This window comes from Weissella halotolerans DSM 20190, from assembly GCF_000420365.1.
GTDB classification, from domain to species: domain Bacteria; phylum Bacillota; class Bacilli; order Lactobacillales; family Lactobacillaceae; genus Weissella; species Weissella halotolerans.
Map to the genome: position 1 here is coordinate 189788 of NZ_ATUU01000001.1, position 23775 is coordinate 213562.

A 23775-nucleotide genomic window follows, 5' to 3' on the forward strand; every position below is an offset into this window, starting at 1 on the left:
ACTCAAAAAATAATTTAATCAACTGAGCCCTCCTTCATATATTCTACAATAATGTCTGTTTCCATCGCCCGCTTAATTTGCCTAAGGACATGTTCAAAAGTCAAATATTGACTCACATTGTGCCGATCAATATGTACATGTCCCCACTTAAATTGTGGTTGGTAGCCACTTGCTTGTAGAACTGCCAATTCCTGCCCAGTAACCGTATTTAACTGCTGATATACAGACTTTGATAATTCGTAAGAAAGGATAATGAACAGACCGTCTCCCAAATAGTAAATTGATTCCTCAGGTAGCCGATCTTTTTTCAATACCATAGCCATACGCTGTAAGAGTAATTGATAATCCTCAATATTAAATTGTTTGAACTGCTGTTGGTCAACCCACTGAATGCCAGTAACCGTAATGACCATATCGATATCTGGTCGTGTTCTTAAAAAAGTACAAGACTTATCATAAATTTTTTCGGCGTTGTGCCGAGTTTGTAATTTCACTACGTTATCATAATGACTTGCATAAGCTTCGATGCTTGCTCGATTAGCATCTAACCAGCCCAAACCACCTAGAATATAGCGAACAACTAAGGTTAACGAGGCAACAACCGGAAAAACAGCTAATAAAAATAATTTCATTTGAGTATTCATTACCACATAACCAAAAAGCAAAATCCCTGTTCCTACACTAGTAAGACCAATAATTAACCAGGAAATAATAATGCCAGGGATGAGTAAGCCCGTAGCTACCCCTAAACTAATCATCATGGCAACTGCCATGGTGACGTTCGCCGGACTTAATCCGGCCATCCACATCAAGGCAATAATGACAAACTCATATAGCCAGACCAACATTAAACCACTCTCAACAACATGCGTTTTAAACATTCCTCGTCCTTCTAACTTTCTACTTTGACTAAAAATCAATCCACAATAAAAAGCCTTGAAATGGTACCAGATCCATCACAAGGCTTTCTACCAAATATCTTACTTTAGCCTGCAAAACCTCAATAAAAAACACAAAATGACGTGCTTACCACATATCATTTACATTTAATAAGTACAGTCATTCATTATGGTTACTCAGCCAACAAAAAACAATTTATTTTTCGTAGAAAAAAATCGCCCGTTAACAGTATAAATACATATACTAAACATTTATTAAACATTGAAATGTATTACATTTTCCCTATATAAAATTGTCACCCCCTTTTATTAACCAACAAATTCATTTACAAAAAACTAGTAACAATATAGTGAGGCTGATGTTAGAAGTATTTATTTTCACAGGCTTTCAATAGTTACTAAATCCACTAATTCCTCCGCCTAATCACTAGCTAATCACTCATTTATTAGCATCTTAGGCTACCCAATTGCTTTTCCATGCTACTTTAATAGTTCATATTTTAAACTAATAAATTCAGTCCTTGGTTTAGTTTTCACTAAGGCCTATCAGATGCCAACTGTATAAAAAAAGAGCCCCTTTATTAGCAGCTACTAACAAAAGGGCTCTTTTTTATATCTTTATGACATGCAGTTACACTTAACTTCACTCACTGCTTGCGACCGTTTCGCTTCGATTTTCGCAGCCAGCATATCTAAATCTGCCATTGTAAAGTCACCTGTGTCAATCAATTCAGCAACAACATATTTCACATTCATAGCACACGTTTTATCCTGGACCTCATCTTTAAGCTCGCAAATACTTTCTTTTTCAGTCATGAGAGCTGAGTAATGAAACTTATTGCCTTCCTTGTGTGCTACCAACATACCCTTGGTTACTAACCGGCGGAGCAGTGTTTTGGTCGTTGAAGGGGACCAGGCAAATTTAGCTGCTAATATGGCATGCAGTTGAGAACTCGTCAGACCATCTCGCATCCAAATCACCTTCATAACCTGCCATTCAGCATTTGAAATTTGCATTACACCTATCCTTTCTGGTACGACTTTAACGACACCCTACTTAATTTTAAGCGTCATAGCGTTAATGGCCACCACAATCGTCGATAATGACATGAGCACCGCTCCCATTAAAGGACTCAATACAATTCCCCATGGTATTAAAACCCCAGCTGCAAGTGGCAAGGCGATAATATTATAGCCCGCTCCCCACCAGAGATTTTCAATCATCTTAGTCCGTGTATGCAAGGCTAAATGAATAAGCGCTAAAATATCACTCGGCTTGGAGTCAACCAAGACCACGTCTGCAGCGCTGATTGCAACTTGGGTACCCGCACCAATGGCCACCCCGATATTAGCAGCTGCTAAAGCTGGTGAATCATTAACGCCATCACCCACCATCATGACGCCTGCCTTTGCTTCATATTGTTTAACAAAGGTCACTTTATCATTAGGCTTCAGTTCAGCATGGACATGGTCAATGCCCAAAATATGAGCTGCCTTTAAAGCTGCTTTCTCATTATCTCCAGTTAACATCACTGGAACTAGCCCCATCGCTTTCAACTGCTTAATAAAGGCTGGCGTCCCAGGTTTAATTGCGTCACCTTCGGCTACTTGACCAATTACCTGCTTTTCTTTGAGAATAAAGCTCACACTATAACCAGCCTGGGCGGCTTCATTATAGCTCTCTTCATCAAAGGCAATCTGGGCCTGTTTCAGAGCAGCCGCACTTAAGACTGCATAATGTTGGCCATCAATAACCCCTTTCACACCCGCACCAGGGATATTATCGAAGTTTACCACCGTTGGTAATTCCTTCCCAGCAGCGGCTTCTAAGATACCCTTGGCCAGAGGATGGGTGCTCCCTTCTTCTAGGGCAGCAGCCAGGACCAAGAGTTCCTGTTGATTATAGGCTGGATCAAAAGACTTGACCGCCTGTACTTTAAACTTACCCGCCGTCAAAGTTCCTGTCTTATCCATCAGTACATACTTAATCTGCTTAATGTCTTCCAAGGCATTTCGATTTTGGATTAACAAGCCATGTTGAGCAGCTAATCCGGTCATTCGCGCCGTCACCAGTGGAATGGCTAAGCCAAGCGCATGCGGGCAAGCAATCACAAGTACCGTTACCGCAATTGGCAAGGCAAAAGTAAAGCCACGTAGCATAGTCCAAACAATTAACGCAATGATGGCAGTTCCACTAGCAGCGTAAAAAAGCCAACCAGCTACTCGGTCTGCTAAGTTTTCCGTATCCGACTTACTACTTTGAGCCTTCGCCACCATTTGCTGAACCTGAGCTAAAAAGCCCTGGCCAGCTGCCTTAGTTACCTTCATAGTAAAGGAACGATTTAAATTCTGTGATCCACCAACCACGTCATCAGTTGGCTTTTTACTTACCCCAACTGATTCACCAGTCAATAAAGATTCATCTAGCGTGGGCTGCCCACTTACAATCACGCCATCAGCAGGTACCCGTTCGTTTTCTTTAACTAGTACTAAATCGCCCACTTGGAGGTCCTGGATGGGTTTATCAACTATGTGACCATCAGCTTCCTTAACATGGGCATCTTTAGGTACCAAGTTAGCCAAGGCAGTCACAGCAGAACCTGCATTCATGACTGTATTCATTTCTATAATATGCCCTAAAAGCATAATATCAATTAATGAGGCTAGCTCCCAAAAGAAGTCCATCACATGAACCTGGGGACTAATAGCGTTCATGACCGAAGCGTAGAGACTATAAAAATAAGCAACACTAATGCCTAGCGAAATCAGCGTCATCATGGCTGGTTGCTTAGCCCCTAATTCAGCCTTAGCTCCCTTAAAGAACGGTTGTCCACCATAAAAGAAGAGCACTGTTCCCAAAAGTAACACGAGCCAATTTTGGCCTGGTAATCCCGTCACCGTGAAGGGCAGATTCATCCCCATCATCGGTGACAAAATGACAATTGGTACAGTCAATATCAGTGATAGCCAAAAGCGCTTGCGCATGTCCCCCATATCCATCATTTGACCACCATGCATCATCATATGGTGATCGCCTCCCATATCCATGTGCATCTCGTGGTGGGCATGCTGGTCATTACCCATGTCCATGTGCATTTGGTGATGGCCATCTTGGTGCTCCGGCATCTGCATGGCATCACAATCGCCCATTTGCTGCTGGTGATTAGTATGTCCTTCATCAGGCATCGTCATGTTTTTCTGTTTATCTTCCCAACCCGCTTGGTGTTGGGAGTTCTTTTCTTGGCTAAGATCCTTCATTTTTAAGCCCCTTTCAGTCACTAACAGGATTTAACATCTATCACTATACCTTCTTACGTTTACATTTGTCAACAAAAAACAAGCATCCCTGCTTAACTTGATGACTTAACTCCTTAAGCTTCATTTTTCAAGAAAGGCAACGAGTTGCTGGTCAACCTGTGCATTTTCATGCAAGGCACTATGTTGACCAGCAGCCCCCTTAATTTCTAATCCCTGGTATTGACTCATCGGTTGCACTAAATAAGCTAGTGATTGCGATGAAGCGTTCGACACAACCCCATCAGAATCACTACCGTCATTTAAATCACCCCAGATATTAAGCACCTTAATCGGGCTGGTCTCATAGACGGGCCGTACCTTTAATAAGTCCCGGTACCTTTTAGTCGTTGGTCTTGGATACCCATTCGGCTTAATTTTCATTTGATGTAGCTGATCATCAATGCCCAACACACCATTATAGTGGCCACCAATGCTAATCTGTTTGACAACTTGCGGACTAGTTGGACTTAAGCCATAATCCATCAAATAATACTCAATTGCCATATTTCCCATTGAATGGCCGACTAAATTAACCGCTTTAATTGATGCTACCGATTGACTGGCAGTTATAACGTTTCTTAGCCAACGCGCACTTTGATGAAAATGTTCATTATCATTATCCTCGAATTCAACTAAAATGACGGGTTTTTGAATTTTATGCCGCCCGTAGCTCATTGCTTTTAAGTGAACCCGTCCCTTAGCATTCACAGTTGCCTCAATTTTACTATGAGCATAACCAGATCTTAAGAGTGCCCGAGCCATATGCATTTCGGCCGCTCGACTACTATTGCCGCCATGTACAAAAATAGTAGCGGAAGCCTGCTGAACTTGTCGCAACCTACTATCACGTTGGTGGGTAAAACCAGCTACGGTACCTGTAATGACCACCATTGTTGTTACAAAAGCCAATCCTTGTCGCTTGTTCATCTTTACTCGTTTCCTGTTCTTGGATTTGATTTTTCTATATCATACTCCCCTTCCCGCCTTAAAAACTGACTATTTTTAATAAACCTAAAAAAGCCAAGCAATCATTCTATTCGATGATCGCTTGGCTTCTATTTTCCCTAAAGGCTTGTCTTCATATTTGGATCGATTAAGTGCGTTAGTCGTTGAAGGTGAGCTCCGATAATACTAATGACCATTCTGTAAGCTCGAAGGGGGCATAGTTAAGGGCAGTTCGCACAGTTTGCCTTCAATGACTTTTACTGGCTGCCCTTGAACCCAAACAGTCATATCTTCATCAGCAGTTAACCAGATGTGATTAGCTGATAAGCGAATGGAAACTAACTTGCCTTGAAACTGCTGGGTCAAGGACAGCGTTTTCCAGTTAGTCGGCAGGTTTGGCCATAGCTCAAGCCGCCCCTGCTTAAACTTCACCCCAGCAAAATCACGCTCAATGAGGGTAAGCGTTTCCCCCATGACACCCAGGTGTACCCCTTCAGCTGTGGTTCCTCCCTGAATGTCATCATAATCAGAACGTAAAGCTGTGATAAAATCCGCTTGAGCAGTTTGATTCTCTCCTAATATGGCTTTAATCAAGGCAAAAACAGGCCGTGATGTCGTTGAGCCGTGGACCGTCCGCTGTTGATAGTAAGTTAGATTTTTTACCAACCAATCTGTAGCAAGGGGATACCCTAATTGTGCTAAAATTCGTTCAACTTCTCTTACACCCAGATTATAAACTAACATTAAGACATCTGCCTGTTTCGCTACTTGATAATCATCTGGAGACTTGCCCTCTGCTTTCAAAAACCGATCAATCCGGTGAATATCTCCATATTTGACTTGGTAAGCGGCTAAGTCTAATGATTTCAAAGCAAAATAACCTGCAAATTGAGCAAAAACGCCATCAGTATTGAATTCTAATCGTAAGCGATGCCGAACATGATCTGCCTTTTGTAAACTTGTCGAAGTAAAGTTAGCCTGCAACGCAAGAGCGTCAAAATTAGGCAGGTCCTTCTCCAGAGTCAATACCCAATCCAAAGCCCAGGCCAACATCACATTCGTATAAGCATTATTTTTAAAGCCGCCTCTACCCTTAGCTTTAGGGTAGGCCTCATGAAACTCATCCGGCCCCATCACACCCATCAAATCATAACGTCCATCGGGGGCCAACTCTACCTTATTGAGCCAATACTTGACAATCTCTAAAATAACCGTAAGGCCGCCGGTAGACAAAATTGTCTGATCCCCTGTTCTTTGAATATAAGCCCAAAAATCATATATAATCGCCAAGTTAATATGGCGTTGCAGCCGTGAATTATCTGGTTCCCAGGCCTGATTAATTGGATTTAAATGTACTAGCTGGGCTTGTTCATCACCATATTGGGCTGACTGCCACGGATACAATGCACCCTGTTCCCCCTCACGCTCAGCGTTAACCATGGCAGCCGCTAGACGCTGAATTCGGTACCTTAATAGAGCTCGGGCCGTCCGAGGACTGTTTGTCGCATAATAGGGGATGACAAAAAGCTCATCCCAAAAAATGTGTCCACGATAACCCTCTCCTGTTAATCCCCGTGAGCCTACCGAGGCATCTAAATGCTCATTTGCTCGCCATTGCGCCGCTTGCTGTAATTGGAATATATTCAAGCGGACCAACATTTGTAGGTCTGGTTCGTCACTGGTAATCGCTATATCGGCAGTTTGCCAAACTTGTTGCCAATAGCGGTGGTTATGCTCAAGCATGGTCACCCAACTAGTTTGTGCCTGCTGGGCAGCCAAGAAAGATGTCAAGGGCGCCCGTGTTTCAAGCGTTGTCGCCAAGCTAACTTCTCGCGTTAGGGTTACTGGCTGCTGGGCTAAGAGTTTCAACTTCCGGTTGGCATGTAGACCATCTGGCCTAGCAGTTATCTTAAAGGGCCAGTCTAATCCCTGGTAAGTACAGTGACTCTTAACTGCCAAACCAATTAAAATTGCCGACTGCCTGGTTTTAACCAGGACCTGACCAGTCTTAACATCTATCTCTGCAAGGTCAAACTCACGGGTTTGAAAATCACGATAACGCGCAACGTTTTGATTTTCAACTGTCGTATCAACCTGCCAATCAATATCTAGCTGCGCAGAAAAAGTTGCCTGGATGTTGATCTGTAACCCCAGATTATGCCAATCCAAGGGGTCAACTAGCTTAGTGCTGGTTAATGTCATTAACCCTTGCGGAAGACGAAAGGTATACTCTTCACGCAATTCTCCCTGAGCAAAATTAAGCTGTCTTTGACATCGTTCAATTGGATACTCACTAAGCCAATGTCCATCAATTTTGATCAATAGCAATTGTGGATTTGGTAAATTAACCAGGTCTTCATTCACTACTATTCGTTCAGCCAATGGTGTCTGTGTCTGATTAAAAACCCCTGCTAAGTAGAGGCCTGGGTAATGATTGTCCGACTGTTTGGCCCAAACGGGAGCACCGCGCCAACCAATAAAGCCGTTTCCTAAACTTAACAGAGCTTCTTGCCCGTAGCCTGCCTTCCCCTTAGCTTGGTCCTGATAGGTTAATTGCCAGTCTTTTTGCTCTTTCATTATCCTTCCCCCTAACTGATGGCATCTTTGAACAGGTTCTTTTTTTCTGCCCGCTTGGCTGCTTGCACATCGCTATCTTTAAAGCCCCATAGATAAACACAAGTGAAGGAGACAACTAAGGTAATAACAGACGCAATCACAAAGGCCCAAATATTGAAGGGGTTCTTAGCTGAAAAGAAGGATGGAAAACCAATCAATGAACCGGTAAAGCCAAACATATCAATTTTCATTAACCCAGCTGCCAGACCACCTAAGGCACCACCAATATTGGCCATCCAAAATACTCGTCCGTACTTTAAGTTCACCCCATACATAGCTGGTTCGGTAACACCAGCAAAGGCTGATAAGGCACCCGCCATGGAAAGACCTTTTAAGTTAGCCTGTTTTGTTTTTGCCCAAACGGCTAAAGCACCAGCTCCCTGCGCAATCATCGTAAAGTTAATCAAACCGTTTAATACAGAATGCCCAGTAGTGGCGATATCGTTGGATATAATTGGGATTACCATCCAATGCAACCCAAAGATGACCAAACATTGATAAAGCCCGCCAATGATTGCGCCAGCGATTGCTTCATTAAAGGTAACCAAGGCATTGATGCCCGCCGCTAAACCAGCGGACAAGAAGGAAATGATAGGCCCCATTAATACTAAGACGACGGTCACGACAATAAAGAGAGTCAAAAGAGGCTGGAAAATACTCCGCAATGCCAGCGGTAGGTGCTTTTTCAACCAGTTCCCAATTGGCCGGGCCAGCCAAGCCGCGAATATGATTGGAAAAATTGAATACGTATACTGTGGAATATGAATCGGTAGGCCAAAGAATTCAGCATTCAGTGGTACCCCCATTAAGGTAGCCATACCTTTCGTCGGTGCTGACCATAGAGCCACAATAGACGGATGGACCAAGACACCAGCAATGGCTGCCACCGTAATAGGATCGGATTTTAATTGTTTAGCCGCACAATATCCCACCAGGATTGGCAAAAAATAAAAGGCAGAATCAGCCATCGCATTAATGATGACAAATGTTGTTGATGCTGGATCAATCCAATGTAGGTTCTGACTAAAGAGGGTTAAGAATCCCTTTAAAATACCAGACGAAGCCAATAGACCAATAACGGGAATCATAGAACCCGTAATAGTACCAATTAGGAGCCGGAATCCATAGCCGAGCCAACCTAGGGCTGTGGTGGGCTTGCTGACCTTAGCGGGTGCGTCAGCTTGTGCTTGCACTTCTCCACCAGCATAACTAGGCCCCAATTGCGCAATCACTGCATCATAAACATCGGTTACCGCTGGTCCAATGACCACTTGATATTGTCCTAATTGCTTATTATAAAGGGCTCCAGCAACCCCTGGTAGTTCACTTAACACTGCCGTGTTAGCCTGACTTGGATCTTTTAAATAAAAACGTAAGCGGGTAATACAGTGAATTAAAGAAGTAATGTTTTCTTTGCCCCCCACGTTGGCAATAATTTGCCTAGCTAGGGATTGATAATCGGTTGTCATAATGGTTATCTCCTATTTTCTTACGATTCTATGTCAGCGATTGGTTCACTGGTTTCAACACGTTGATGATTGACTAAGTTGACCTTAAAGGGTAGGTCACCTGCGTAAGTTGGTAATAAAACGATTGTCACTGGGTCATAACCCGCCGCTTGAATGGCTGACCAATCGACCGCTACTATGGGTTGCCCAACTTGCACATGGGCTCCCTGTTCAACCAAGGCCGTAAAGGGGCGTCCAGCCAGGGCGACCGTATCAAGACCAATATGAATGAGGACCTCTAAGCCATTCACACCTTTTAACCCGACTGCATGGCCGTCCATTACCGTAATCTCACCACTAAGAGGCGCATTTACTGAGCCAGTTAATGCCTGAATGGCAAAACCCTGTCCCAACATTCCCTGTGCAAAGACGGGATCGGCAAGTTCCGTTAAGGGTAAAACCATTCCACTAACTGGGGCCACCAAATACTTAGTTGACTGTTCTTGATTAGGTACACCTTTTTTCTTTAATCCAAACATCCTTAACCTCCTATAAAGCTAATGCCGACGAGCAAATTCCACGCTTAAAAAGCGATCTGCCCGATGTCTTGACTCAGTATACGATAGCGTTTGACTGTCATTTAAATAGGTCTGACTACGTACTACTACCATTGGCGTATGCACCGGCAATTGCATATATTTACGATCTGCATCAGTCGCCTGCTCAACCGTCAAGGTTTTAACAGCATAATCAATCGTTAACCCTAACCCTTGTTCAAAGTAATGGAATAAAGAATTTTTGGCCTCTGCTAGTGGCAATTCTGGTACAGTAGCAGTTAAGACATAGTCATAATCAATAATGTCAGCTTCACCTTCGACAATCCGCAGGCGCACCAGGCGGTGGGCTAATGCCTGAGGATCACTTGGATGAAAAACGACTGGAATATAACTCTGGCTCAATGAGAGAACATGGTTTTGGGAATCTAAGTGTTCAGCTTGGGTTAATTCGGTATAGCTCATAATTTCAGCAACTGGAAAATGAAATTGGCGTCGATTAATTGCGATTGTGCCCTTACCTCGTAGGCGTTGTACATAACCCTCGTTGGCTAAAAGTGCCATTGCCTTGCGTACCGTTTCACGCGCAACGGTATACTGACGCATTAACTGCTGATCACTTGGTAAAAGTTGCCCCGCTTGATAAGCACCCTGATTCAACCGTTCCTTTAATTCCTGATAAATAATGCGATACTTTTCCATGCTTATTCCCCCTTTGAACACCGTTATCTTACCAATATAAGTAAGCGCTTTCAATAGCGAACTAAGGCCCCCTTTATCAAATGACTAGACAGGTTAGCAAAAGGTTGGACGAGACTCGCTTTTTGCAACCAGACAACTTTTTTATCCCTTAAAGCCAATAAAAAAACGACGGTCATTTTGATCGTCGTTTGCACCATATCTCTATTTCAAAAAGTCTGCCTGTCGATAAGCTGGATTAGGGTAAGAATAGAAGCCTTGCCCCGTTTCAACTCCAAGCTTACCTTCATCAATCATGTGCTTAATCTTTTTGGCCGCTGCTTGATGGGCTTCATCTGGATTAGCTCGATTAATCTCATAAACAGTCTTCATACCCACGGTATCCATAATTCCAAAAGGACCTTGGGGTGAAGCCGTTGCAATCATCCAAGTTTTATCAATTGTCTGCGGGTCTGCTACGCCACGTACCCAAAGATCAGTTCCTGCATCCAAAAACGGTACCAGCAAGGAATTCAAAACATAGCCTGGTTGTTCCTTATTTACCATAATTGGAACCATGCCAATTTCTTTAGATAGTTCTACAAACGTAGCTGGTAAGTCTTTAGCTGTCTTTTGGCCAGGCATAATCTCAGCTGTATTTCCCTGCCAAATAGTGTTTGCAAAATGATAAGCCAAGAATTTATCAGGCCGGCCCGTAGCGTCAGCTAATTTAGTTGGCATCATCGTTGATGAATTCGTAGCAATAACCGTCTTAGGATCTGCTAACTGGGCAAATTGCCTGTAGAAGTCCTGCTTAACCTGTGGATTTTCGGGTAGGGCCTCAATGACCAAGTCTGCCCCTTGCAGGGCTTCCTTTAAGTTAGTCGTATAGGTCAAATGAGCCTTGGCTTCCTCCGCCTTGGCATCCGAACTATGAAAGTAGTCTTGGACAGCTGCCTGCCAACGGGCCACCCGTTTTTTGGCCCGGTCAAGCGATGCTTCAGACCGGCCCCAAATGGTCACTTCTTTACCATGATAAGCAGCCATATAGGCAATTTGCGATCCTAAAGTGCCACCACCAATCAGCGTTATGTTTTGATAGGTCATCATCATATCCTCACCTTTCTTTTTAACCGTTAAAAAGCGGCGCTAATTAAGTTACAAGGACTATTTTACGCGCTTTAGAAAGCGTTTACACTAATTTGTGCCAAAGTTATTAATTACTTGCGCTATTCTTTAAGCACCCGCTCACGATTTAATATTAAAAGCGCCACCCTACAGATTGGTAGATGACGCTTTTATCTTATCTTTTTAGGTTTTGCATTATTGCACTGCCGAGGGACCAAACCAAATCTTAATTTCTCTCTCCGCAGCTTCAACACTATCTGAACTATGGACCACGTTCCGTAAAACACCGTCCGGCCAATCACGACCATAATCCCCACGAATCGTACCAAAGTCTGCCTTATCGGGATTCGTGTTACCTGCCATCCGGCGGAAAACTGGAATCACATTCGTGCCACTGGCGACAATGGCAACCACTGGCCCCTCCTGCATGTACTTGACGATATCATCATAATAGGGTTGGCCAAGTTTATCTGCGTAGTGTTGGCGTAATAAGGCATCAGTTGCTTGGGCGACCCGTAACTGATCAATATGATACCCTTTTCGTTCCAAACGGGTAATGACTTGGCCAATATGACCCTGACTAACACCATCTGGTTTAACTAAAATCAACGTCCGTTCTTCTGGCATGGTTTTGGCCTCCATTTTCTCATTAGAGATAAATCAACTAGCAGCCTAACTGCTGGTTTAAAGTATACTCTTTTTCCAAAGTCAGGGATAGTTTAATAATTCACATTGTGAGTCCTAATGAGCTATGTTAGGCTAACACTAGCTAAGTAAAGCAAATAGAACGTTTTACTCTGGAGGAGTTATCTATGTCTAACAACAATCTACCCCTTATCCGCTGTTCATGGGTCAAAGATGATGACCTCGCCTTACAAACTTATCATGATACTGAGTGGGGACGCCCCTGTTTTAACGATCAAACCCTATTTGAATATCTCTCCTTAGAACTTATGCAAGCCGGCCTTAGCTGGACTACCGTGCTGCATAAACGCCAAGCTTTCCGTGATGCCTTTCATCACTTTGATTACCATCAAGTAGCCACTATGCAAGAAGACGTCCCTAGGCTACTTACTAATCCGGCCCTCATCCGCAATCGTCGTAAATTGAATGCAATTATTCAAAATGCACAAGCTATCCTGTCCTTAGAAGCTAGCGGGACCACCTTTGCAGCCTTTGTCTGGCGCTTTGTCCAAGATAAACCACTTCGGCACCAGGTCGATTTAACCCACCCCGCCCCCAAAACCATTCCGCAAGCCAAAGCCTTAAGTCAAGCCCTCAAGGCAGCAGGATTTACCTTTGTTGGTCCCGTGATTAGCTATTCCTTTATGCAGGCTGGCGGTTTAGTCAATGACCATGCTAAGACTTGCTTTGTCAGTCAATCACCAATCATAGCTAAGTAGTCTAAACTAGCCCTTACAGCTAGCAAATTAGTTTCATTCTAAACTAGAATAGGCGTATAATTAGGTTATCCAAAACAAAAGGGAAGAAGGGAGTTTTATAGATGTCTCAACAACCAATTTATACCGACTACTTTTTTGATGAGCCCGCCTTTAATACCCACGATGGCGGGTATATCCCGCTAGCTGTTAGTGTTGCCCCAGAACAAGCTTTGCAGATTCCTTCCTTATTAGAACCTGACCGGCAAACAGCTACCGACGTTTGGTATACCGTAACGGCCCAGGCTGGTGAAAGTCAATTACTACCCGGTCCTAAGACTAAGACCTGGGGATATAATGCTAATCTACTGGGAAAGACCATTGTCTTTAAGCGTGGTAAGCACTATCACATTACCTTAAAAAATGAACTTCCCGAGTTAACAACCTTTCACTGGCATGGGTTAGACGTATCGGGGCCCTATATTGACGGGGGCTGCCACGCACCGGTTTATCCTGGTGAAGCTAAGGAAATTGAGTTTACCGTGGACCAACCAGCCGCCTCACTTTGGCTACACGCGCACCCTTGTCCCAACACAGGTTACGATGTGTGGCAGGGTCTAGCAACGTCAGTCTTAGTCCAGGATGACGTTGAAGCAGCCTTGCCTTTCCCACGTCACTATGGAGTTGATGATTTGCCACTCGTCCTACAAGACCGCCATTTTCATGAGAATAACCAGTGGGACTATGACGCAGACTATGATCCTGACGGCGTTCAGGGACCCACAGCGCTGATTAATGGTACCGTGAATCCAACTTTTGACGTCACTACCCAACGTCTGCGCTTAAGGCTTTTAGATGGTGCTAATCGGCGTGAGTGGCGTCTTCACTTTAGCGACGACTTAGTCTTTGAACAAATAGGTTCTGACGGAGGCATTTTACCTGAACCAGTTAAGATGACCAAACTGATGCTAACCTGTGCTGAACGTGCTGAAATTATCGTCGACTTTGGTCACTACCAACCGGGGGATGTCGTAACCCTTTATTCAGATGATACCCCACTTGTTAAGTTTAAAATCCATGCCTTCACTCCTGACGATACAAAACTGCCGGACCACTTAGTCGATATTGATGATCCTGCCGTTGACCCTGACGCACCGATTCATAAGGTCGTCATGTCCGGGATGGATGAATCAGTAGAATTGAATGGTAAGAAATTTGGTATGCAACGGATCGATGACCGCCAAGAACTCGGCAAGACTGAGTACTGGGATATTACCAATACGAATGACATGGAGGGTGGTATGGTCCATCCCTACCACACACACGGTGGTCAATTTACAGTGGTTTCACGTAATGGTCATGCTCCTTACCCTAATGAACACGGTTATAAAGACACCATTGGCGTTAACCCCGGTGAAACGGTACGTATCAAAATGACCTTTAATCATCCTGGTATCTTCATGTACCACTGTCATATCATCGAACACGAAGACGGCGGGATGATGGCCCAATTGCAGGTGTACACGCCTGAAGATCCACATAAACACTATCAATTAATGGATATGGACACCTTAATGGCCGCCTTAGCCAAAGAGCGTGGTGTATCAGTGGACCAGTTAAACATTCCAAGTATGAATTCTTATAAAATGATGGGCATGGATATGTGTTAATACATGCATAAAAAGTCCCTTGGCTAGTTTTAGCCAAGGGACTTTTATTTTTGGATGCATGAACTTATCGGTCTGAATCTAATTCAAGGACAACCCCTGCCTAAGCTACCAATAAGCCCGAACACCTTTGCAATCCTTAAAATCACGTCAACCGTCAACTAACCTAGACGCGCTAATCATTTAGGTTATAGCGTAACTTCATATGAGCCGAACCCAAAGTTACCATATCACCAAGTAGTTTTGTTTGTTTAGCCATCGCGATATCTGATAATTCTTGGTTAGCCGCTGCCAATTCAGTTTGAACTGCTTGCGCTGACATACCAGCCACAATCTTAGCATCTGTGGCATGTTGCACCTCTAAGTAAGCCGTCATCGCATCTAGCTCGTAACTATTACGCAGGTCAACATAAAGGTCATAGTCTGTATCACCTAATAAGGCCGTGGTACAGCTTAACCAGTACATCTTATTCAGATCAAAGGTACCATTAGCATCTCGATAAGCCTCGGGTGTATCGTTTACATTGGTATAGAAGGGTACGATCGTATTGAAGGTGTTTGCCCCGTAAGCCACCCATTGAATGGCTGCTAATTCAGCTGGCACTTGGTTACGGACTTGCAAAAGATGCACGTTATGGTTTCGGTTTAAGCCGATTGAACGATAACGCTTCTTTTCTTCTTCAGTCCCATTACCATAGGGATCATAAGGTGTATTTTCAAAATGAGAACTCAAGACGAACTTGACATCTTCTACCGTAATTTTACGATCAGCATAACAAATAAAGGGCAAATCTTGATCGGTAGGTTCGTGTTCTGCTGCTGGACTAAAGTACTTTTGGCCATACCAAACGCGGGGATTATTATATACAGTATCCTTGATTGAGGCGGAACCAAAAATGTGTCGCAAATTATATCCCTTAAAATCAGGATTCAAATCATGCTCATCAATCAATTGTTTCAAATCGGCTGAGGCCATCGTATCCGCTGAATCAAAATCAAAGTTATCAATACTCATTCGATTAGCCGCCACCACATAGGCTGCGTCCGGAATCTTAACCGCTGCCCAGTGATGACCACCAATTGTCTCTAACCACCAAACTTCATCCTGATCAGAAAAGGCAATTCCATTAGGTTCATAAGTTCCATATTCGGCTAATAAATCACCTAGCCGGACTACACCTTCTCTAGCAGAATGAATGTAAGGCAAGACTAAGGTTACCAAATCTTCTTCGCCTAGCCCGCCGTCAACAAAGGGATCCAGTGCTTGAATCCGTGGATTGGTCGTTATCGTTTCAGTTGCCGTCATGGCTACGTTATCTCGATTAATCCCAGCAGCTGGCCAAATACCGTCCTTTAAAATGGCATTTGGCATTGATGTATAAGGCATTGGATCCGCTGGTAGCTTCACCTGTACTCCACTAAGAACGGATTGATAATCACGCGGCTGATCAGCTGGTTGAACCACCACAAACCGTTGTGGATCAAGGGCCTCATGACCGTCATCATTTCGCGCAATCATTGTTGATCCGTCAATTGAGGCCTTCTTTCCCACTAAAATTGTTGTACATGACCCATGAACTCGTTTTGTCATCTTATGTGTGCCTCCCTTGCTAATACACATTCACCTAGTTAACTGACATTAGTTAGTATTATACGCCTTTTAAAAGCCCCTGTAGCAGATAAGGTCTAATTTTATTCACGTTCTAAATACCCTTTAAGGGCCTGACCAGTTAGTGAATTAGGTTGATCAAGTGAGCCTGCTGGCTGACCACTGTACATTACCTGGCCTCCGTACTGACCGGCAGCTGGACCCATGTCAATTAACCAGTCAGCCTGGCTGATTACATCTAAATTGTGCTCAATAATAATTAAGGAATTCCCCTCATCCACTAAGCGTTTGAATAGCTGCAATAAATTAGCCGTATCCTTCATATGTAAACCTGCCGTTGGTTCATCAAAGAAGAAAGTATGCCCCTTACCATCTAATTTAAGCGCTAAGTTTAACCGCTGCAATTCACCACCCGATAGGGTCGTTAATGTTTGATTAAGGCTAATATAGCCTAAACCGACTGTTTCAAGATTAGCTAACTTAGTCTGGATACTAGGTACATCAGCAAAGAAACTAGCCGCCTCAGTAACGGATAACTTCAAAACCTGGGCAATATTTTTATCATGATAGTGATAGGCCAAAACATCTTGTCGGTACCGGTCACCATGACAAAGCTCACACGTTTGCACGACCGCATCCATAAAGGCCATGTTGGTAATGGTGACGCCTTTACCTTTACAACGAGGGCAAGCTCCCTTGCCGTTGTAACTAAAGAGCTGGCTGGAGACACCATTGGCTTTGGCAAATAGCTGCCGAATTTTATCCAAGATATTCAGATAGGTCACTGGTGTTGAGCGAATATTAATGCCCACTGGTCGTTGGGTTAAGTCAACATAATCACTTGCCATATTCGCCTTAATCACCTTAGCCAACGAGCTCTTACCTGATCCGGCAACCCCTGAAAGGACGGTCATAACTCCTAAGGGAATGTCAACAGACACATCCGCTAAATTATTGAGCTTTGCATGTTCAAGGGCCAAGGTCTTTTGTGGTGTTCGCGTTTGAGCAAAATGATGCGCTTTATTTAGCCAATGCCCCGTTACCGTATCTGATGCTAATAATTCCTGATAAGTTCCAGTAAATGTGATTTTGCCACCTTTGGCTCCAGAACCCGGTCCCACCTCAACAGCATAGTCAGCTAAAGCCATCATAGCTGGATGATGGTCCACAATTAGGATCGTATTGCCACCTGCCTTAAGTTTCAGTAAGGCCGCTTTAACCAAGCGAATATCATGGGGATGTAGACCTACACTGGGCTCATCTAAGACATAAAGCATATCAGACAACGCACTCGTCAAATATTTGGCAATTTTAATTCGTTGTGCTTCTCCTCCCGATAGCGTCCCAGTACTTCGATTTAAGGTTAAATAACCAAGGCCAATATCTACCAAGGATTGAATCTTAGTCATCATTTCCCGGACAACTTCTCGCGCCAAAGGTTCTTGAATTGTCTGCAAAAAGTTCAAAACATGCTTAAGATCCATGGCTGAAACATCCGCAATATTTTGACCCTGGATTTGAACCCCTAAGGCCGCCGCTTTCAACCGTTGACCATGGCAAAGGGGGCAGGCTTTGCGGGTAACAATCCGTTCAATTTCCTGCTTATGCCGCTTACCTTCCTTACTATAAATGACTGATCGTTTGATACGGGGAACAACACCTTCGTACTTAGCCGTCTTATACCACTCAGCTGGTGGATTTTTCAATTTTTGCATGGGTGCATGCATTAATAGGTCGAATTCTTCGGGTGTATAATCCTTGACTGGTTTATCATTATCAAAAAGACCACTTAATACATAACGTCGCCAGCGCCAAGTATCAGGACCAAAGCCAACGAACTGAATGGCCCCCTCATTAAGGGACTTATTAGGATCAATTAGTTGTGTTTCATCAATATCATCAATGTAGCCGAGACCCTGACAACGTGGACACATGCCCTGGGGCAAATTAAAGGAAAAATTATCTGAATCACCAATCTTTGGCTGGCCAATTCTAGAAAACAATAACCTTAACAGGGAATAAATACCGGTGTAAGTACTAAGGGTTGACCGCTCGTTTCCACTAATAGGCCGCTGTTCAATTGCGATGGCCACAGGCAAGTGCTCAATCTTTTCTACCTGTGGCTCACCATACTTGGGCAAATATTGTTGCGTAAAGCTGGGAAAGGTTTCATTTAACTCCCGCCGTGACATTGCTGCAATCGTATCAAAGGCCAGGGAAGATTTTCCTGAACCCGAAGGCCCCGTAAACACAGTAATCCGTTGTTTAGGGACCTTTAAATTAATATGTTTTAAGTTATGTTGATGGGCATCCGTTACTTGTATAAAGCCCTGATCAAATATCTCCGTCATGCATCCACCACCTTTTGCTAATCACATTATGTCGGTCACTTTATCTTCTGGTGCTCATTATAAGCCAGGAAATTAAAATAACAACCATGTCACCTTAACAACTAACAGAACCTCCTTTTTGCCCTAGCCGTTAGCCAAAGCGGCTGCCAAGTAGTTTACCGTCAGTGACTTATAAACGTTAATTAAATCGAAATAGCGATCTACTGTTACATACTCATCTACCTGATGGGCACTCCCCGCTTCATCGGCCCCCAGTAAAATAATGGGTAAATCGGGATGTAGCTGCGTAAATACACTAGCATCTGAAGCCAAATTCACTCTTTTAAGCTTAGCTTGACCAGTTCCATACCAAGTTTGGCTCGCTGCCAAGGCTGCTAGTACCAAGGGATTATGTGGTTGCGTCGCCACTGGATAAAAATTATGAACAATCTTTAAGGCTAACTGGGCCGCTTGTTCTTGGTTGACCTTAGCCACCATTGCACCCAGATAGTCTTGTATATCCTCATTTGTGACCCGCTGAGTTGGTCGAGTATTCCCCCACAAGCTGGCCCGGTCAGGCACAATATTAACTTGCTGACCCCCTTCAATCATCGTAATACTGTGTTGGACAGCCCCCAATAAGGGATCTAGGGGTAACTGACCAAGGACTTGATTTTCTAATTGACAAAACGCTAACAAACTCGTTATCGCATTAATCCCTTGATTAGGTGTCGAACTGTGTGCAGCACGGCCATAACTTTCAACCTGATAGTTAAGGCTCCCCGAATGGGCATATACAACATCTCCGTTCGTTGGTTCACCAACGACTAAGCCCACTAAATCCTCAAGGGCCTTTTTAGGAAGCTGGTAGGCCCCTTGGGCCCCCAATTCTTCACCAGCTGTGGCAATGAGCACCATTGCGGTCTGATCTGGCAACTGACCAGCTTGAACTAATTCAATCATCGCAATCACCTGAGCGGCTAGGCCGCTTTTCATATCAGCAGCCCCACGTCCTACTATTTTCCCATCGATCAACTTTCCCTGAAAAGGGGGCTGTTCCCAGGCCTTAGGATTAGAAACTGCTACCGTATCCATGTGACCCGTAAAGCCTAAAGCAGGCCCCTCTTTGGAACCTACACGTAGGTATAGATTTGCCCGTTCATCACCAAGTTCTTGAATCTCCGCCGCCAGATGATAACGGGCAAATAGGTCTTTTAGGTACTTAGCCAGCGCTAATTCATGTCCATTCACAGTTGATAAAGCAATTAATTCTTGCACTATTTGTATTTTTTCGGCTCGTTCCATACACAATTTCTCCTTTTAACCTGTTGGGTGCTAAGTCATCCTTTTCTTATGGCCATTATAGGGCATTCCTCATGATTATTTAATATAATCTTCTAGTTTCTTTCATAATACAAATTTTCAGCCATTTTACTTACCTTTTATCTTGACAGTCACCTCTTTTTTGCCTAAACTACACCGAGTGCTTTTAAATTAATGATGTTCCTACTAGAGCTTTATGCAAATTTTCATTAATCCAACAACACCGAATTTTATTTTATTTAGGAGGCACTCATCATGACAACCGAAACGTTTAGAAAAGGTCAATTAGCCGACCTACCCGCAATTATGGAGGTCTATAAGTCCGCTAAAGCCCACCTTAAGGCTCAGGGGATTAATCAATGGCAAAGTAGCTACCCCAGTGATGCGGATTTGCGTGATGATATTGAAAAAGGCTTCAGTTACGTCTTAGATATCGATGGCGATATTGCTGCCGTCGGTTCCATTATCACCCCACACGATCCCGACTACCTACGGATTGAAGACGGTAGCTGGTTAACAGATACGCATGCCGAACATGCGGCCTTTCATCGGACGGCTGTATCAGATAAGTTCCGTGGACAAGGTTTATCAAAGAAGTTAATGCAAGGTCTGATTACCACTGCCAAAGAGCTTGGCTTTAACGATATGCGCATTGACACCCACGAAGATAACAAAGCCATGCAACATGTCATTACCTCCAATGGGTTTGACTACCGAGGTATTATTTGGACTAAAGAAGACAATGATAAGGCACGGCGTTTTGCCTACCAACTCGTTGCTAACCAAGACTAGTGATTACCTATTTAATTGACCCTAATGTTAAAAATCCCAACCTCGCCTGGTGACGATGTTGGGATTTTTTTATTTAATTAAATGCCCCGCCCAAAAACTAGCACCATGCCAAGACTAATCAGGCCTAAGATAATATAAACGTATAGCGCATCATGATTATGAAAGCGTATTTGAACCACCGCTCTAACTAGACAGATCAAAAAAATAATCACGTTTGCCAACACTAACCAACCGGTATAAGAAGCAAACAGTGTCGCCATCAGAGTTATCATTGCTTTTCCCCTTTTTCTTTGATCACTTCTTCATCTTACCATACTTAGAACTTCATTTCAGACTAAGCAGGCTACTTAGATTAGATTAAAATGAGAATATGGCAAAAATCAAAGGAGCTGTCTATGTCAAATCATTATACTTATCACGCCCAAACCAATTTAACGTCAACTGAGCTTGCCGCCTGCCAAGCCATAGTTCTTCGTTGTCACCAATACGATCATTCAGCTAAGGATCCCTACTTTAGCCAACAATTTAACTTTTTCCCTACTATGCCGACCTTCATCTTAGCCTATTTGGCTGATCAACTTATCGGTTTTGCTGTTCTATACGCAGATAGTGACCCAAAAGACTTAGAACCAGTCGAGGTTACCTTATTAGTTGACCCGTCCTTTCGTCATCAGGGCATCGGGCAATCCCTCCGTCGGCAAGCTGAGCATCTTTTAACGAGCATCGGCTATACAAAGATTTATTTTGTCAGCGAACTAAACTTTCTTAAACGCCAGCCTACCTTCCTAACTAAATGGCAGCTAAAACAAACGGGCCAAGTAGAAGTGCAACTAAGCTTAAATTTAAAGCGCTTTGCACACCAATCAATTAAGTCTATTCCTAGTACCGTTCGCCCAATGAAGGGGACAGATATTCCAACTTTAATTCCTGCTTATTGTGCTATTTTTAATTTCACTGACCATACGGTTGCCATGACTTATCTAACGGCTGCTCATCAAGATGTACGTTGTGCAACCTATGTTTTATTAAATCAAGACCAAGTGCCAATCGGCTATGCTGCTTTGGATCTTAGTCAAACCAACTATTATTATCTCTTTAGCTTTTTTATCGCACCGGGGCACCGTAATCAGGGCTTAGGGAGTGCCTTTTTAAACACCCTTTGGTCCCAATTAGTTGGTCACCATGCAGACATAGTGAAACTCGCCGTAGAACATGACAATCAGTTGGCTCGTCACCTCTACCACAAGGTTGGCTTTAAAGAAGAGACCCAAATTGTCTATCTAAGCACACAATCTATGCATTAAAAAAGCAACCGGTCACCAGCCGGTTGCTTTTAAACATCATCAATCTGTCTGCTTATCTGATTCTTTCCGCCCCAAAACAAAAGCCGCATAGGGCGTTAAGGTTAGCTGGCCTTGCACCGTTGGTTTGCTAGACTCCTGGTTAGATAAGAGCAGCTGATAAAGGTCATCTTGTGGTAATGCTATGCTGATATTCTCTGAGCCTAAGTTAACAACTACAAGCACTGTTTCTTGGTTCAAAGCACGTTGGTAAGCGACAACGTTGGCTGGCAAATTATCTAATGGCAGTAACTCACCATCAATAAAAACTGACTGCCAAGGATCACTTTTTCGTAAATCAGCCAGCAAGCGATAAAAGTGTAAGACTGACTGAGAATTCTCTTCTTCACTAGCAACATCAATTCCTTGACGATCTGTCCCCATAGGTAGCCAGGGCGACACATCAGAAAAGCCACCATTAACATCACTCGTCCATTGCATGGGTACCCGTGCATTATCTCGAGACTTAGCATTGACAATTGATAAAGCCGCCGCCGGAGAATAACCTTCTTTTAAGGCCATCCGGTAATTATTAAGCGAGGAAACATCATTAAAGTCATCAATCCGCTCTCTTTTTGCATTACGCATTCCCAATTCCTGTCCTTGATAAATGAAGGGAACTCCGGGTAAGAAATAATACATTACTGCCAAAGCCTTAGCCGCTAGAGGTGTTTGATCAGCCAACCGCCGAATCAGCTTGGACAAGACCCGTGGTTGATCATGATTTTCAAGCACATTAGCTAACCGACCATCTACCGCTGCAGCTGTTGCTTGACTATGAAAGAGTAAGTCTCTTAGCTCAGCTACAGTCCATTGATTTTGTCCGCGATACCATTCGTTTACATCAATCATGTCTAAGTTCATATAACTAAAGTCAAAGATAGTCGAGAAGTAGCCATCAGGACCAATATAAGCCCCTAAATCCTCATCCGGTACGCCATAAGCTTCACCCACGGTCATGGCCTGCGTAGGTGCAAAGGCCTGGTCCTTTAATTCGGTCAAAAAGCTTTCAATCCCAGGTCGATTTTGCCCCTTTTCAATAACAGTTACCAAGCCATCATCGCCATCCGCAGGCAAACTTTTCCAGTCCAAATCTTTCTTCAAGTGCGTAATTGCATCTACCCGCCAGCCAGCTACACCTTTAGCAGACCACCAGCGAATCATGGCATAAATTGCCTGTCGCACAGTCTCATTTTCCCAATTTAAATCTGGCTGGGCCGAAGCAAAGGTGTGGAAGTAATAGGTACCTGGCTCACCAGGCACTTCAGTCCAAGTTGACCCTCCAAATAAAGAACGCCAATTATTTGGGACCTGACCATCATCTGTCTTTTTAAAAATATAATAATCTCGGTAAGGACTTTTTGGATCAGCCAACGCAGCTTGGAACCAGGCATGTTGATCAGAGGTATGGTTCACAACCAAATCCATCATGATTTTAATTCCGCGTTGCTTAGCCGCAGCCACCAAGTCCTCAAAGTCAGTCATCGTGCCAAATTGAGGGTCAATCGCTTGATAGTCAGCAATATCATAACCCATATCCACCATTGGCGATTGATAAATTGGCGACAGCCAGATCATAGTCACGCCTAAAGAGGCAATGTAATCCAAACGCTGAATAATTCCTTGTAAATCGCCAATCCCATCATGATTGCTATCCTGAAATGAACGGGGATAGATTTGATAGACAATCTCGTCGTGCCACCAATTCTTTGCTTTCATCATGCTACTCCTATTCTGCATCTAATTAATGTTTTCTCTCCTGAGCATAGC

At 43.6% G+C, this 23775-nt stretch carries 19 protein-coding genes; 4 read left to right on the forward strand and 15 right to left on the reverse strand.

Annotation, left to right across the window (positions count from 1 at the left end; genetic code table 11):
- Positions 1-14 precede the first annotated feature (14 nt).
- From G414_RS0100970 to ndk, 10 genes are all read right to left on the reverse strand, one after another.
- Positions 15-881, reverse strand: a complete 867-nt coding sequence (locus tag G414_RS0100970) for a hypothetical protein (RefSeq protein WP_022790996.1) — start codon at positions 879-881, stop codon at positions 15-17.
- Between the two features lie 636 nt (positions 882-1517).
- Entirely contained in the window at positions 1518-1916 is a 399-nt protein-coding gene (locus tag G414_RS0100975) for a CopY/TcrY family copper transport repressor (protein ID WP_022790997.1), read from the reverse strand.
- A 36-nt stretch (positions 1917-1952) separates the two neighbouring features.
- The gene (locus G414_RS0100980) at positions 1953-4157 is read right to left on the reverse strand and encodes a copper-translocating P-type ATPase (RefSeq protein ID WP_022790998.1); all 2205 of its coding nucleotides are present in this window, start codon (positions 4155-4157) and stop codon (positions 1953-1955) included.
- 120 nt (positions 4158-4277) lie between these two features.
- Positions 4278-5123 (reverse strand): alpha/beta hydrolase, encoded by an 846-nt coding sequence (locus G414_RS0100985; protein ID WP_022790999.1) that lies wholly within the window; start codon positions 5121-5123, stop codon positions 4278-4280.
- A gap of 204 nt (positions 5124-5327) precedes the next feature.
- Positions 5328-7718, reverse strand: coding sequence for a glycosyl hydrolase family 65 domain-containing protein (locus G414_RS07045; RefSeq protein WP_022791000.1), 2391 nt, complete (start codon positions 7716-7718; stop codon positions 5328-5330).
- A gap of 11 nt (positions 7719-7729) precedes the next feature.
- Positions 7730-9226 carry a PTS transporter subunit EIIC gene (locus G414_RS0100995; protein ID WP_022791001.1) on the reverse strand — a complete coding sequence of 499 codons (1497 nt, stop codon included), beginning with the start codon at positions 9224-9226 and terminating at the stop codon, positions 7730-7732.
- 20 nt (positions 9227-9246) lie between these two features.
- A complete protein-coding gene (locus G414_RS07050; protein ID WP_022791002.1) occupies positions 9247-9744 on the reverse strand; it encodes a PTS sugar transporter subunit IIA in 498 nt (165 codons plus the stop codon).
- Positions 9745-9762: 18 nt separating this feature from the next.
- Positions 9763-10461, reverse strand: a complete 699-nt coding sequence (gene treR, locus G414_RS0101005) for a trehalose operon repressor (RefSeq protein WP_022791003.1) — start codon at positions 10459-10461, stop codon at positions 9763-9765.
- A gap of 201 nt (positions 10462-10662) precedes the next feature.
- Positions 10663-11547, reverse strand: a complete 885-nt coding sequence (locus tag G414_RS0101015) for a 3-hydroxyacyl-CoA dehydrogenase (protein WP_022791005.1) — start codon at positions 11545-11547, stop codon at positions 10663-10665.
- A gap of 213 nt (positions 11548-11760) precedes the next feature.
- Positions 11761-12192, reverse strand: coding sequence for a nucleoside-diphosphate kinase (gene ndk, locus G414_RS0101020; RefSeq protein ID WP_022791006.1), 432 nt, complete (start codon positions 12190-12192; stop codon positions 11761-11763).
- Between the two features lie 185 nt (positions 12193-12377).
- Between ndk and G414_RS0101025 the strand changes: the two genes are divergently transcribed.
- Positions 12378-12968 carry a DNA-3-methyladenine glycosylase I gene (locus G414_RS0101025; RefSeq protein ID WP_022791007.1) on the forward strand — a complete coding sequence of 197 codons (591 nt, stop codon included), beginning with the start codon at positions 12378-12380 and terminating at the stop codon, positions 12966-12968.
- A 101-nt stretch (positions 12969-13069) separates the two neighbouring features.
- Positions 13070-14614 carry a multicopper oxidase family protein gene (locus G414_RS0101030; protein WP_022791008.1) on the forward strand — a complete coding sequence of 515 codons (1545 nt, stop codon included), beginning with the start codon at positions 13070-13072 and terminating at the stop codon, positions 14612-14614.
- 172 nt (positions 14615-14786) lie between these two features.
- Here G414_RS0101030 and G414_RS0101035 read toward each other — a convergent pair whose 3' ends face one another.
- The 3 genes from G414_RS0101035 to G414_RS0101045 form a co-directional block, all read right to left on the reverse strand.
- Positions 14787-16202: a C69 family dipeptidase gene (locus G414_RS0101035; protein ID WP_022791009.1), complete on the reverse strand. Its 1416-nt coding sequence runs from the start codon at positions 16200-16202 to the stop codon at positions 14787-14789.
- A 101-nt stretch (positions 16203-16303) separates the two neighbouring features.
- Entirely contained in the window at positions 16304-18571 is a 2268-nt protein-coding gene (locus G414_RS0101040) for an ATP-binding cassette domain-containing protein (protein ID WP_022791010.1), read from the reverse strand.
- Between the two features lie 123 nt (positions 18572-18694).
- Entirely contained in the window at positions 18695-19855 is a 1161-nt protein-coding gene (locus G414_RS0101045; protein ID WP_027694473.1) for an ArgE/DapE family deacylase, read from the reverse strand.
- Positions 19856-20128: 273 nt separating this feature from the next.
- On the opposite strand from G414_RS0101045, the gene G414_RS0101050 reads away from it, so the two are divergent.
- Entirely contained in the window at positions 20129-20665 is a 537-nt protein-coding gene (locus tag G414_RS0101050) for a GNAT family N-acetyltransferase (RefSeq protein WP_022791012.1), read from the forward strand.
- 77 nt (positions 20666-20742) lie between these two features.
- Here G414_RS0101050 and G414_RS0101055 read toward each other — a convergent pair whose 3' ends face one another.
- On the reverse strand, positions 20743-20937 hold the full coding sequence (locus G414_RS0101055) for a hypothetical protein (protein ID WP_022791013.1): 195 nt from the start codon (positions 20935-20937) through the stop codon (positions 20743-20745).
- Between the two features lie 123 nt (positions 20938-21060).
- On the opposite strand from G414_RS0101055, the gene G414_RS0101060 reads away from it, so the two are divergent.
- Positions 21061-21969: a GNAT family N-acetyltransferase gene (locus tag G414_RS0101060; protein WP_022791014.1), complete on the forward strand. Its 909-nt coding sequence runs from the start codon at positions 21061-21063 to the stop codon at positions 21967-21969.
- A gap of 39 nt (positions 21970-22008) precedes the next feature.
- Here G414_RS0101060 and G414_RS0101065 read toward each other — a convergent pair whose 3' ends face one another.
- Positions 22009-23724 carry a glycoside hydrolase family 13 protein gene (locus G414_RS0101065; RefSeq protein WP_022791015.1) on the reverse strand — a complete coding sequence of 572 codons (1716 nt, stop codon included), beginning with the start codon at positions 23722-23724 and terminating at the stop codon, positions 22009-22011.
- Between the last annotated feature and the right edge of the window lie 51 nt (positions 23725-23775).